Source organism: Telluria sp. PB2R4 (assembly GCF_059685695.1).
In genome coordinates, this window is record NZ_JCASIC010000011.1 from 54103 (window position 1) to 66794 (window position 12692).

The 12692-nt window shown below is 68.9% G+C and carries 10 protein-coding genes and 1 tRNA gene; 2 read left to right on the plus strand and 9 right to left on the minus strand.

The genetic code is table 11. The annotated features are described in order from the left end of the window. Positions 1-6: 6 nt before the first annotated feature. From AC56LU_RS17685 to AC56LU_RS17725, 9 genes are all read right to left on the minus strand, one after another. Positions 7-531, minus strand: a complete 525-nt coding sequence (locus AC56LU_RS17685) for a TssQ family T6SS-associated lipoprotein (RefSeq protein WP_497176930.1) — start codon at positions 529-531, stop codon at positions 7-9. Beyond that, complete coding sequence (locus AC56LU_RS17690; protein ID WP_497176931.1) at positions 528-1664, minus strand: serine/threonine-protein kinase; 1137 nt, start codon at positions 1662-1664, stop codon at positions 528-530. The genes AC56LU_RS17685 and AC56LU_RS17690 overlap by 4 nt, the downstream gene beginning before the upstream one ends. A 175-nt stretch (positions 1665-1839) precedes the next feature. Then, entirely contained in the window at positions 1840-3249 is a 1410-nt protein-coding gene (gene dbpA, locus AC56LU_RS17695) for an ATP-dependent RNA helicase DbpA (RefSeq protein ID WP_497176932.1), read from the minus strand. A gap of 61 nt (positions 3250-3310) precedes the next feature. Next, positions 3311-3544: a hypothetical protein gene (locus tag AC56LU_RS17700; protein WP_497176933.1), complete on the minus strand. Its 234-nt coding sequence runs from the start codon at positions 3542-3544 to the stop codon at positions 3311-3313. A 75-nt stretch (positions 3545-3619) separates the two neighbouring features. Then, a tRNA-Met gene (locus tag AC56LU_RS17705) sits at positions 3620-3696 on the minus strand. 169 nt (positions 3697-3865) lie between these two features. Further along, complete coding sequence (locus AC56LU_RS17710; protein WP_497176934.1) at positions 3866-5020, minus strand: methyltransferase; 1155 nt, start codon at positions 5018-5020, stop codon at positions 3866-3868. Beyond that, complete coding sequence (locus AC56LU_RS17715) at positions 5020-5229, minus strand: hypothetical protein (RefSeq protein ID WP_497176935.1); 210 nt, start codon at positions 5227-5229, stop codon at positions 5020-5022. The genes AC56LU_RS17710 and AC56LU_RS17715 overlap by 1 nt, the downstream gene beginning before the upstream one ends. A gap of 50 nt (positions 5230-5279) precedes the next feature. After that, on the minus strand, positions 5280-9041 hold the full coding sequence (locus tag AC56LU_RS17720) for an AAA family ATPase (RefSeq protein ID WP_497176936.1): 3762 nt from the start codon (positions 9039-9041) through the stop codon (positions 5280-5282). Beyond that, on the minus strand, positions 9038-10303 hold the full coding sequence (locus AC56LU_RS17725) for an exonuclease SbcCD subunit D C-terminal domain-containing protein (RefSeq protein ID WP_497176937.1): 1266 nt from the start codon (positions 10301-10303) through the stop codon (positions 9038-9040). Before AC56LU_RS17725 ends, AC56LU_RS17720 begins: the two co-directional genes overlap by 4 nt. 269 nt (positions 10304-10572) lie before the next feature. On the opposite strand from AC56LU_RS17725, the gene AC56LU_RS17730 reads away from it, so the two are divergent. Together AC56LU_RS17730 and AC56LU_RS17735 are read left to right on the plus strand one after the other, a co-directional pair. Beyond that, positions 10573-11847 (plus strand): winged helix-turn-helix domain-containing protein, encoded by a 1275-nt coding sequence (locus tag AC56LU_RS17730; protein ID WP_497176938.1) that lies wholly within the window; start codon positions 10573-10575, stop codon positions 11845-11847. A gap of 220 nt (positions 11848-12067) precedes the next feature. Further along, entirely contained in the window at positions 12068-12664 is a 597-nt protein-coding gene (locus AC56LU_RS17735) for a hypothetical protein (protein WP_497176939.1), read from the plus strand. The last annotated feature ends 28 nt before the right edge of the window (positions 12665-12692 follow it).

The following is a 12692-nucleotide window of genomic DNA, read 5'->3' on the forward strand; positions in this document are numbered from 1 at the left end:
GTCCGTTCAGCGCGACGCTTCGCGCGCGCCGCCCTGGCGCGCCTTGGCGAATTGCGGCCCCCACAGCGGATGGCCCTGCTCGCCAGGCGCCAGGTCGAAGGAGGGATCCAGGCGCAATGCGCGTTCGAAGGCTTGCCGGCACGGGCCCGGCCGGTTGGTGACGCAATAGCTGAACGCGGTGTACTTGAGCGCGCTGACGCGGTTGCGCAGCGAGCCGCCGTTCATGTCGCCGGAGTTCAGGCGCTTGATCGCGCCGTTGAAGTCGCCGTCGTGGTACAGGGCGATGCCATCGCGCAGGGCGTTGTCGTCGCGGTCGGCGGCCGGGCGCTCCGGGCGCGGGGCGGGCCGCTCGTTGCGCTCTGCGCGCTCGGTGCGCGGGCGCGGACGATCGTCGCCGCGCGAGTGGGGCCGCGGTTCATTCTTGCCCAGGATGGAATTGAGCTGCGAATTCAGTTCGGCGCAGCCGCCCAGCAGCAGCACCGCGCCGAGCAGGCAGGCGCGCAGGCCAGTTTGCCGGATGCGTGGGATCACTCGACCTCCTCTTCGGTAAAGTCCATTTCGATCACCGAGGAAGCGCCCTTGACGGCGTTGACCGTGATGCTGTGCTCGGGGAAATTCGGGTTGACGATGCGGATCGTGTGCTGCCCCGGCGCCAGGTTCAGGCGCTTGAGCGGCGGGCTGGCGCCGTAGTCGACGCCGTTGACCTGCACCATGCCCCAGGGTTTGATCACCAGCTTGTACGACGCCGCGTCCCCGGCGGGCAAGCGGCGGTTCGCCGCCGGCTGGCCGGGCGCCGCCGGCACCGCCGCGGCCGGCGGGATCGTGGCGGTGTACGGATCGGCGGGCGACGTGGTGGCGGGCAAGGCGGACAGGTCGGTGGCGGCGAGGATCGCGGGGTCGGTGCTTCCTGCTGCCGGCGTCATCGGCTGGGGCGTAGCGGTGACGTCCTGGGATTCGGTCGCTGGCCCGGCGTCGCCCGGCAAGGCCAGGACGACGTTATCGCGCGTATCCGCCCCGTGCAGCAAGGCAAACAGGGCGCCGAGCGCAACCATGAGTACGGTAGCCGCGCCGGCGAGCATGAGCCAGCGCTTCATGCCGCCCGTTTCGGTAACGGGCGCCGGTTCCTTGTGGAAGGACACTGCCGGATCCGGCTGCGGGGACAGGGGCTGGGTCGGGACGGCGGGGCCGAGCGGCACGATCCCGAGCAGGTTGCGCAGCGCGTCGATGGTGCGCGGGCGCTGTTGCGGGTCGGGCGAGAGGCAGCGGTCGACGGCGGTGATGAAGCTGTCGCTGTAGTCGTTGCCATTGTTGCTCTGGGCGGGACCCAGGCGTCCCTGCAGCGGCCCCACCGGCGGGTATTCACGGGTGATGGCGTAATGGACCACCGCGGCCAGGTCATGCATGTCACCCGCTTCAGACCATGCCGTGCCGACATCCGGGGAGGGCAGGAGCATCGGGTCGCCGGAGTCGAGCACCAGCACGGTGTCGGGACTGATGGGGCGGTGCGGCATCTGCATCGCGTACTGCAGTTCGAGCGACTGCAGTATCTGGCGGAAAATGCGCCGGCACCAGACCTCGTTGACGAGTTCCTGGTTGAACTCGACAACTTCGCGCACGGTCCTGCCGTCGGTCTGCTGTTGCTGGGTTACGGGTGTGCTGGTCATCATGGCGTCGAGCCGCGCCGCGACACAGGGTAAACGTCTCTGGAAGCTGTCCAGAATGTGTCACAAGCACGGTATTTGTATTTTGACAAATAATGCCAGATTTGCCGCGCCGGCGGCGTTGCTGAGCCAACCGTGCGCAGCTGTTACATCTTGCTACAAATTCTGAAACGGGGACTCAGACATCCAGGAAACGCATCTTGAAATAACGGCCCTTGATGGCGCCGAATTCCGGTCCCGGCGCCTTGCGGTCGCTGAGTTTGGCGACCGCGGCGTGGGCGATATGGCGGTCGAGGGCGACATAGCTGGCGAACTCGCCCACGTTGATCTTGCCGACCTGTTCCTTGCCCAGGCCGGCTTCGCCGCACAGGGCGCCGAGGATGTCGCCGGGACGCAGCTTGGCCTTCTTGCCACCGGCGATGTGCAGCGTCAGCATCGGCGCCGGCGCGGCCGCCTCAAGGTGTTCGCCCAGTTCGTCGAGCTTGTGCCACTCGGCCGGTGCGTCCTGGTATTCCTCGACCAGGCGCACCCATTTCTTTTCGTTCGGCGCGGCCAGGGTCAGCGCCAGCCCGCTCTCGCCGGCGCGCCCGGTGCGGCCAATGCGGTGCACATGCACTTCCGGATCTTTCGATACGTCGGCATTGATCACGGTGTCGAGATTGGGGATGTCGAGGCCGCGCGCGGCGACGTCGGTGGCCACCAGCACCGAGCAGCTGCGGTTGGAGAACAGCACCAGGATCTCGTCGCGTTCCCATTGTTCCAGCTCGCCGTACAGCGCCAGCGCCGAGAAGCCCTGCGCGCGCAGGTGTTCGGCCAGTTCGCGGCAGTGGGCCTTGGTGTTGCAGAAGGCGAGGGTGGAGACCGGCTGGTAATGCTTGAGCAGGCGCGCCACCGCTTCATCGCGTTCCTCGAAGCCGATCTCGTAGAAGCGCTGTTCGATCTTTTCAGCGCTGTGCTGGCTTTCGACCGCGACTTCGAGCGGATCGCGCAGGAAGGCGGCGGTGGCGAAGCGGATGTCGTCCGGGTAGGTGGCCGAGAACAGCAGGGTCTGGCGATGCTGCGGGCAGGCCGACACGATGCCCGCGATCTCGTCGAAGAAGCCCATGTCGGTCATGCGGTCGGCTTCGTCCAGCACCAGGGTCTGTACCTTCGACAGGTCCAGCGTGGCGCGGCCGAGGTGGTCGCGGATGCGGCCCGGGGTGCCGACCACGATGTGGGCGCCGTGCTCGAGCGAAGCGATCTGCGGGCGCATGGCCACGCCGCCGGTCAGGGTCAGGATCTTGACGTTGCCCACGCCGCGCGCCAGGCGCCGCAGTTCGCCCGCGACCTGGTCGGCCAGTTCGCGCGTCGGGCACAGCACCAGGCCCTGCACAGCGAACCAGGCGGGATTGAGCTTGTTCAGCACGCCGATGCCGAAGGCGGCGGTCTTGCCGCTGCCGGTCTTGGCCTGGGCGATCAGGTCGCGCCCTTCGAGCACGGCCGGCAGCGAAGCGGCCTGGATCGGCGTCATCCCGTGGTAGCCCAGGGTGGCGAGGTTGGCGAGAAAGCGCGGCGCCAGTGGCAGCGAAGTGAATGCTTGCGTGTTCATGATAGTCCAGCCAAGGAAATGGCCAACAGTGTAGCCAATGTGGCGAACTCGATGGGGCAAACTAGCGGGAAGCCGGGGCCCAGACCGGCAGGCCGGTCAGGTCGAGGTTCTCGTCGTGGCGCCAGACGGGCAGGCCGGTGGTGTCGGTTTCTTCGAGCAGCAGCAGTTGCTCTTGCTTCAGCAAGGCGCGACGCGCGCGCGGAGCGGCGCGCTTCGGTTCGACAACCGGGTCGAGCGGTGCGGCAGGCTCGAAGCCAGGCAAGTCGATCGTCGCGTTGTCTTTCTTGTCTCTCATCAGCGTGTACTGCTCTGCTCCGGCTACCGCAGAAAACAAAAGCCCGGCTGCAAGAGTCGGGCTTTTGTCGGTATTTGGTTGCGGGGACAGGATTTGAACCTGTGACCTTCGGGTTATGAGCCCGACGAGCTGCCAGACTGCTCCACCCCGCACCAGAATTATAGCGCGGGTCGGCAAGCGGCGCAATGGTGATTTTTTCGGACGGAAAGTCCGGGGTCACATCGCCGTCGTGCAGGCGCTGCGGCTGATCGGCCGCTTGTTGAACGCGTGGGCGGCAGTGATGCAGCGGGCTACTCTGCGCGTCGGGTATAGCCGCCCACCCTACGAGACCGCGCGCAGGCGCCACAGCGACGTCACTTCACGCGAGCGTGCCGCGTGCAGTGGATCGTCCGCGTCGCTCGCCTTGCCGTGGGTCGGCCGCACATCGTGGCGCGCCACGACTTCCAGCTTCGCATCGGCTATCCAGCCGAGCAATTGCTCGCGCGGGCGCAGGCCGAGATGCTCGGCCAGGTCCGACAGGATCAGCCAGCCTTCGCCGCCCGCTTCCAGGTGGGCCGCCAGGCCGCCCAGGAAACCCTTGAGCATGCGGCTGTCGGGATCGTAGATCGCGTATTCGATAGCCGAGCTCGGCTTGCCCGGCAGCCAGGGCGGATTGCAGACCACCAAGGGCGCGCGACCATCGGGGAACAGGTCGGCCTGGATCAGCTCGACCTGGGCGGAGAGGCCCAGGCGCGCGATGTTCTCGCGGGCGCAGCCGAGGGCCCTGGGATCCATGTCGGTGGCGAGCACGCGCTCGATGCCGCGCTGCGCCAGCACCGCCGACAGCACGCCGGTGCCGGCGCCGATGTCGAAGGCGAGTTTCGTTCCCTTGGGCAGCGGCGCCTGGGCCACCAGCTCGACGTATTCGCCGCGTACCGGCGAGAACACGCCGTACCACGGGTGGATGTTGGCGTCGAGCGCCGGAATGCGCACGCCCTTGCGGCGCCATTCGTGGGCCCCGATCACGCCCAGCAGTTCGCGCAACGAAGCGACGTAGCCGCTGTCGGCCGGCCCGTAGGCTTCCCCGCATGCTTCGTGCACGTCGGGCGCGCGGCGCAACGGAATCGTGTGGCCTGCGTCGAAGGGAATCAGGAGCATTGCCAGGGTACGGGCGCGCTGCAGCTGCTGCAGGCGGTGGCGGTGGAACAGTTCGGTCGGCGTAGGCGGAACTTTATGCGCCTTGGCGCGCTTGGCCCGGTCAGGCTTGCCGTCGACCCGCCGCACCAGCGCCGTCAAGAGCTGGCGTGCATTCTGGAAATCGCCGCGCCAGAGCAGGGCGGTGCCGTCCAGCGCCAGCCGGTAGGCGGTGTCGGCATTCATGGTGTCGTCGGCCACGACCACCTTCTTCGGCGCCGGCCAGCCGCTCTCGGAACGCCATTGCGCGCTGCGCTCGGCGCCGCCTTCCAGCCACGTGATCTGCTCCATCGCGTGATGCATCAGTGATGGTGGTGCCAGTTGCCGTCGGCCGATTCGAGGTAGGACTTCACCGCGTCCGGACTGCCGGTGGCGTGGCGCTTGGGCTCGCCACACTCGCAGACGCCCAGGTAGGGCTGGATGTGCGAGCAGGCCGACACCTTCTGCAGCGTGACCTTGACCGGGTTGGCGCACTTGGCGCATTTGAAAGTGAGGAAGCGGGCGGGTTTCATGGGCGTGTGATGTTGGGTTTCGCGAAGAGCGGCATTCTACACCGGACTGCCTACTCGACCACGACGGCGCTGCTGCCGCCACCGCCCGGACGCACCAGCACCTTGGTCGCGATGCGCTCGGTCATTTCCTGTACGTGCGAGATCACGCCGACCTTGCGCCCTAAGGACTGGAGCGCGTCCAGCGCATCCATCGCTACGCCCAGGGTATTGGTGTCGAGGCTGCCGAAGCCCTCGTCGATGAACAGGGATTCCACCCGCACCCGGTTCGAAGACAGCGAGGCCAGGCCGAGCGCCAGCGCCAGCGACACCAGGAAGGATTCGCCGCCGGATAGCGAGTTGACGGAACGGACCTCGCCGCCCATGTCCTGGTCGCGCACCATCAGCGCCAGCGAAGGCGCGCCGTTGTGGCTGACGCGTTCCAGGCGGTAGCGCCGCGCCAGTTGCCCGAGGTGGGCATTGGCGTAGCCGAGCAGCACGTCGAGCGTGAACTGCTGGGCGTAGTTGCGGAACTTCTTGCCGTCGCTGGAACCGATTAGTTCGGACAGCTTGCCCCAGCGCTGTTCTTCCAGCTGCTGGCGCTCGACTTCGGCCAGTACCGCTTGCGCCTGCACGCGCCGGGTATCGTCCTGGGCCAGGCGCATGCGCAGTTCGGTGGCCAGGTCGTGCGCCGCGCGTTGTTCTGCCGTGAGCGCGTCGACCGCGGCCGCCACTGTCTCGGCACTCAGGCCGCTCCCGGGCCGGCCCTCGTCGTGCAGCACGCGCTGGGCGCGGCGTTCCGCCAGCACGGCGCCGGCGCTGGCGACCTGGGCGTCGAGTGTGCCCAGGGCGGAGCGTTCCTGGGCCAGCCAGTTGGCGCCGACCGCCAGCAGGCGACCAAGTTCCGCCGCGTCTTCGACTGGGTCGAGGCCATTGACGAAGGCCGACTTGCGGTAGTCTTCGAGCCAGTCCGCAATCGCGGACGCGGCCTTGGCGCCGGCGGCTTCGAGCCTGGCGATCTGTTCGGTCAGTTGGACCAGCGCGCTGCGGGCACTGGCCTCGCGCTGCGCGGTCTCGGCGACCACCGCCTGGCGCGCCGCAAGCTGCTTGCGTGCGGCGTCCACGGCGGCCTGCAGTTCCTGCTCCACTGCGAGAACGGGGCGACCGTTCCACAACGCAAGCCGCTGGGCGCGCTGCTCTTTCAGGGCATCGTCGATGCGCTTGAATTCGGCGGCGATTCCGGCCCCGTGCCCGTCCGCACGAGCAATGCGCTCGAGTGCGGCGGCCACTTCGGCCTCGAACGTGGCGGCCGCGGCGGCGCTGCGGGCTTGCTGCGCCGTTTGTTCCTGCCATTGCGCAGCTTCCTGGGCACGCGCTTCGCGCCAGCCGGCCGGCTGCCCGCGCCAGGCGTCCTGCCAGCCATCGCCACAGGCATCGGCAAGCACCGGGTCGAGTTCGGCAAGAAGCGCCGCCAACTGAGCGGCCGCGGTTTCGTGTTGAACCGTCAGGGTGCGCAATTCGACCTGCGCACGCGCACCGCGCTCGCGGACGCTGTCGGCCGACTGGCGCAGGCGCGCATGTTCCTGCTGGGCCTTGTCGTAGGCGGCCTGGGCGGCGTCACGCGCCCCTGCCGCGCGGCGCAATGCGGCGGCGCGGCTGTCCAGGCTTGCCGCAGCGTCACGCAGGGCGGCGCGCGCTTCGGCGAACCAGGCCGTGCGCGCGTCCTCTTGCGGCGCCTCGGCGGCCAGCGGCTGCGCCGTCCACTCGGCTTCGAGCTCGTCGAGCAGCTTGCGCAGGCTGCCGTGTTCGCGCTGCAATCCGGCAAGGCGCTCGGTGGAAGCGGCAAGTGTGGCAGCCTGCGCCGCCTGGACCGCTTCGTTCTCGCGCAGTCGGGCCCGGCAGTCGGTGACTTCGCGTCGCAGGTTTGCGAGCATGCCGCGCAGTACGTCTTCGCGGCCATCGTCGCGGTAGGGATGCTGGTGCGAGCCGCACACCGGGCAGGGCGCGTCTGCATCCAGCGTGGCACGCAGTTGTTCGACGTTGGCGGCGCAGGCCAGTTCGGCCACTGCCAGCGATTTCTCGGCCTGCTGCATGGCGGCCGCCAGCGCGGGTGCGGCGGCTCGCGCCGCGTCCAGCAGGCCGCTGGCGCCGGCGCGGGCCGTGTCCACGCGGTCGAGTTCGGCCGCAATGCCGGTGGTTTCCTGGCGCGTGGTGAGCAGCGCCGTCCAGGCCTTCTCGAGGGCGCCCAGGCGTTCGCGATGTGCGTCCAGGGCCTGGCGTTCGTTGTCCAGCGCCTGCGGGTCGCTGGCCTCGAGGGTGGACATCGCCTCGCGCCGCGCCGTGTCCAGCAGCTCGAGGCGCCCGGTGGCATCGTGCAGGGCCGCCATGGCGGCCCCTTCCCCGGCGGCGGCGTCGTGTGCCTGCCGGCTTGCCGCCGCCAGCGCCGCGGCCGCGGACGCCTCGAGCGCGATCGCCTGGGCCGCCCCGCCCAGCAACTTGTCCCAGAGTGGCCATTGGGCCGCCATCGGCTCCAGGCGCGCGTGCGCGGCCAGCCACGCGGCGGCCCGTTCGCGCTGGCCTTTGGCGGCCTCGTGTTCGGTCGACTTGGCGCCGTGCACGGCGCGCGCCTGGCGGGCTTCGTTGCGCGCCGCTTCCAGCGCGCTTGCCGCCTGCTGGTGCGAAGGCGCGAGCGCGGCGATGGCGGCGTCGAGCGCCTTGGCCGTGTCGAGCTGCGGCCCGGCCGTGCGCAAGCTGCTCTCTCCGGCTTCGAGCGCAAGCAATGCGGCATCGGCGTCGAGCACGGCCTGGCGGCGCGCCTCGACCGCGGTGGCGAGCGCGCTTTCGAGCTTGCCGGTCGATTCGAAGGCGGCCTTGCGTTCTTCTTGCAGGCGCACGACCTCCAGCACCAGCGGCCGGGCCGGCTGTACCGCGTCGAGCGTGGCCAGGCGCTGGCGGCGTCCGGCCGCTTCCAGCTGGGCGGCCTGCGCCGCCCCTTGCGCCTCGACGGCCTGGACTTCGCTGCGTTCGAGCTTGGCGGCTTCGTGGTGCCAGCGCAGTTCGCCTTCGAGGGCCGCGCGGCGCGCGTCGACGGCTTCGAGTGCCAGCTCGGCATTCACGCGCTCGGCCGCAAGTTTTTCGCGTTCTTCAGGCGGCAATGGCGCCTGGTTGGCCAGCTTCGCGGCCAGCGTCCGGGTGCGCTCCTGCTCGGCGCGGTAGCGCTCGAAGGCGCGGCGCGAGATGTCGCTGTAGATGGTGGTGCCGGTGAGGGTTTCGAGCAGCTCGCCGCGCTCGTTCTCGTCGGTCTTGAGGAAGGCGGAGAACTCATTCTGCGCCAGCAGCACGGCACGCGTGAACTGCTCGAACGAGAGGCCGATGCGCCCCACGATCTCGAGCGCGACTTCGGTCTTGGTGCCGCCCAGCGGATCGAGCTCGGGCAGGCGGTGCAGGCTCATCTTGGATGGCTGCAGGGCGCCGCTCGGCTTGTTATACGCGCGCCGCACGCTCCAGCGCGCGCGATAGCGGATGTCGTCGTTGCCGGCGAAGTCGACTTCGGCCCAGGCTTCGGCGGCCCCGCGCCGCAGCAGGGTGCGCGGGTCGAGCGCCGAGATGGTGTCGCCGCCGACGTCGGGCAGCTGGCTGCCGGCCCGCTTGAGCAGGCGCGGCGTGGCGTCGTACAGTGCCAGGCACAGGGCGTCGAGCAGGGTGCTTTTTCCCGCGCCGGTAGGGCCGCTGATGGCGAACAGGCCGCTCGATGCGAGCGGTTCGGCTTCGAAGTCGACCAGGAACTCGCCGGCCAGCGAGGCCAGGTTCTTGCCGCTGATACGCAGGATCTTCATGCCGCGTCTCCGCCCAGGGCCGTGGCCAGTTCGGCGAAGGCGGCCAGCTGCTCGGGTGGGGCCTCAATGCCGTAGCGCTGTGCCCACAGGCGGCGGAAGATGTCGTCGGGCTGCAGCTGGGCCAGCTGGTCGAGGCTCAGGGCTGCGCCGGCGGCTTCCAACGCGGCATGGCGGCGGGTCGGCTCGATCTTGGCCAGGCGCACCGGCTTGTCGCCGATGGCGGCTTCGATGCGCGAGCGCAGTCCCGGCTCCGGGCCGTCGAGCAGCACGCGCACCTCGAGGAAGGGCTGCTGGTGGGCGGGGGCGTCGGGCAAGGTATCGGGAACTTCGAGCGCTTCGAGCGCCGCCAGCACCTCGTCGAGCGGCGCCGGCTGGGCCGGCACGCGCAGCAGCTGGACCGCGCGCGGCACCGGCAGCGGCGTGACCGATGCGGTCTTCGGGCCGTCGAGCTCGATGCGCAGCACCTGGTGCTGGTAGCCGACTTCGGAAAAGGACAGCGGCAGCGGACTGCCGCAGTAGCGCCGGTGCTCGTGGCCGCCGACGCGCTGGGCCAGGTGCAGGTGGCCCAGCGCCACGTAGGCCACCGCCGGGTCGAACATCGTGGCCGGCAGGGCCTCGGTGCCGCCGATGACGATGCGGCGCTCGGAATCCTGGGACGACTGGCCGTCGACCATGTGGCAGTGGCCCATGGCGATGATCGCTTCGCCCGAGGTGGCGCGCGACTGCGCCAGCGCGAAGGCTTGCTGGTAGAGCAGGGCGGTGCCGTGCAGGTAGGGATCGAGCCCGGGTGAGGCGTCTTCGGCCACCACGCGCGGCACGTCGCCCGGGCGCAGGAAGGGGACTGCCAGGCACCATGCGCGCACGGCGCCGTCGCGGCCGCGCAGCGGGACCAGCAGGCGCTCCAGGTCGACCCCGCCCTCCGGCGTGCGCCCCACGTTGCCGACCACGATGGTACCGTGCGCTTCGAGCAGCGGGGTGGGCGCTTCGAGCCGGCCCGGCGAATCGTGGTTGCCGGCGATGACCACCACCTGCAGGTGCGGCACCCGGCTGCGCGCCTGCTGCAGGAAGCGGTACAGCTGGCGGTGGGCGGCCGCCGACGGGTTGGCGTTGTCGAAGATGTCGCCGGCGATCAGCAGCACGTCGATGTTTTCCGCCACGAGCGTTTCCACGAGCCACTCGAGGAAGCAGGCGTGCTCGTAGGTCCGGTCGAAATTGTGCAGGGTCTGGCCCAGGTGCCAGTCGGAAGTATGGAGCAGCCGCATGGTAATAATAGTAAGAACCTATCCCAGTAGGGAATGAGTCGTTGCTGACGCGCCTGACAAGCGGGTGCTGCGTTGCTCGTCGTTGCATGGCTTGCCATGCTGCCTCCTCGCGCCTTGCCCGCGCTTGTCATGCATCGTCATCAACTTCCTCCTCCCTCCTGGAATAGGTTCGAGTCAGGTCGGCGGACACTATAGCGCAGACCGCCCGTGCCGCCCAGAAAAGACTGTGTATTTTTACAGTAGTATTGGTTTGCTATTAGAATAATGACATGAGCGAGATCAATCGTGACGGTGACCTGGAACTGAGCATCGGCGCCGCCCGTGCGCTGCACCTGGCCGCCCAGGACATGCTGGCGCCGCGCCGCCGGCGCGCGTCGAAGGCGGACGTGCTGGCTGCGATCCGGCGCATGGGCATGCTCCAGATCGACACCATCAGCGTGGTGGCGCGCAATCCCTACCTGGTGCTGTGGAGCCGGCTGGGCGATTACGAGCCCGGCTGGCTCGACGAATTGCTGGCCGAGGGCCACCTGTTCGAATACTGGGCGCACGAGGCCTGCTTCCTGCCGATCGAGGATTACGGCCTGTACCGGCACCGGATGCTCGACCCGGAAGCCATGGGCTGGAAGTATTCGGCCGGCTGGATGCGCGAGCGCGCGGCCGAGGCGCAGGCGCTGCTCGCGCATGTCCGCGCCAACGGCCCGGTGCGCTCGTCGGATTTCGAGCGCAGCGAGGGGAAGGGCGGCGGCTGGTGGGAATGGAAGCCCGAGAAGCGCACCCTGGAAGCGCTGTTCACTGCCGGCGAGCTGATGATTGCGCGCCGCCACAACTTCCAGCGCATCTATGACCTGGCCGAGCGCGTGCATCCGGAATGGCACGACGGCCGCATGCCGCCGCTCGAGGAGGTGCGCCGCAGATTCGTGCTGAACGCGGTGCGCGCGCTCGGGCTGGCGAAGGCGTCGTGGATTCCCGACTATCACCGCACCCGGCGTCCGCACCCGGATCCGGCACGGATGGCGGAGCAGGGGCTGTTGCTGCGGGCGCGGGTGTGCGGCTGGGACGAGCCGGTGTATATCCACCCGGACCATGCGCAACTTGCGCACCAGGCAATGGAAGGCGCGCTGGCGCCCCGGCTGACGATGACGACGCTGCTGTCGCCGTTCGATCCGATCGTGTGGGACCGGCGCCGTGCGCTCGAGCTGTTCGGCTTCGACTACCGGCTCAAATGCTACACGCCGCTTGAGAAGCGGCGCTACGGCTACTTCACCCTGCCGATCCTGCGCCGCGGAGCGCTGGTGGGGCGCATCGACGCCAAGGCCCACCGCAAAAGCGGCGAATTCGAGTTGCGCAGCGTTCACATGGAAACTGGCGTGCGTATCAGCGGGCGCCTGGTGGAGGACGTGGCGGCGGCCGTGCGGCGCTGCGCACGCTGGCACGGATGTCCCCGCGTGCGGGTCACCCATGCGTTGCCGCGAAGCTTTGCTGTGCTGCTGGAAACGGCCTTCGCGCAAGCCGACACGGCCGCCCGAGCTGCCGCGTCAGGGTAATCGTGCTTGGACAACACGACAACTAAAAAGTCTCCAATGTCCACCGGGTTGTGTTTGCGCCATCTCAAACCCGAGCAGGGTCATGTCTCTACACTACGAGTTCCCAGAGGCCGGCCATCACAACAAAAGCAGCCGCCCAACCCCGATAAAAGAGCTTCCCCAGCCATGAGACCGCGACCGCGCCAGGTCGTACCGTGGCGAAGCCATCCTGAGAGGAGACATGATGCTGACATCAACCTATACGCTGGTCGCCCTGTCCATTGAGCAGGCCAGCGCACGCATCGACTTGCAGTCACTGCTCGATCGTTGGCAGCCGGGGTCGCGGCGGCATGCCGCACCCACGCCACGCGAGATCGAGCTGGCCTGCGATGCCTTGCGGGTTGCGTTTGATAACTGTTACTGGCGCAAACTAGACAAGTTCGTGGTGCCGGCGCTGCGCCGGGCCGGCGCAGCTGCCGCAGGTGCTACCGAGCTCCTGGCGGAACTGGACGCCCTGACCATGGCGGCCATCGAGGCGCGCGCCGACGCCCACGCGGCGGCGGCCATGCACGATCCCGCTTTCGGCGCCGCGCTCGAACGCTGCTGCAAGCTGCTGCTCGAGCGCCTGGAGCGCGAAGAGCGCGAACTGTTCCCTCTGGCGCGCACCCATGTGCCGAGCGAAACCTGGTTCGCGATCGCCAACCAGATGCTGGTCAACGACGCCTGGCAGATCGAGAACCGCGGCTACGGGTCCGGCCAGGTGGGGCGCGCCACGATCGCACGCAATTCGCTCCGCCACGGCGTCGCGTCGTCCACGCCGCATTACGCCACGCACTGATTCACGCCCGAGCGACGCCTGCGAAGCA

Bases quoted from the DNA above. Each gene is read 5' to 3' on its own strand.
- AC56LU_RS17690 (WP_497176931.1), bottom strand. From the start codon at position 1,664: ATGACCAGCACACCCGTAACCCAGCAACAGCAGACCGACGGCAGGACC.
- dbpA (WP_497176932.1), bottom strand. From the start codon at position 3,249: ATGAACACGCAAGCATTCACTTCGCTGCCACTGGCGCCGCGCTTTCTC.
- AC56LU_RS17700 (WP_497176933.1), bottom strand. From the start codon at position 3,544: ATGAGAGACAAGAAAGACAACGCGACGATCGACTTGCCTGGCTTCGAG.
- AC56LU_RS17710 (WP_497176934.1), bottom strand. From the start codon at position 5,020: ATGCATCACGCGATGGAGCAGATCACGTGGCTGGAAGGCGGCGCCGAG.
- AC56LU_RS17715 (WP_497176935.1), bottom strand. From the start codon at position 5,229: ATGAAACCCGCCCGCTTCCTCACTTTCAAATGCGCCAAGTGCGCCAAC.
- AC56LU_RS17720 (WP_497176936.1), bottom strand. From the start codon at position 9,041: ATGAAGATCCTGCGTATCAGCGGCAAGAACCTGGCCTCGCTGGCCGGC.
- AC56LU_RS17725 (WP_497176937.1), bottom strand. From the start codon at position 10,303: ATGCGGCTGCTCCATACTTCCGACTGGCACCTGGGCCAGACCCTGCAC.
- AC56LU_RS17730 (WP_497176938.1), top strand. From the start codon at position 10,573: ATGAGCGAGATCAATCGTGACGGTGACCTGGAACTGAGCATCGGCGCC.
- AC56LU_RS17735 (WP_497176939.1), top strand. From the start codon at position 12,068: ATGATGCTGACATCAACCTATACGCTGGTCGCCCTGTCCATTGAGCAG.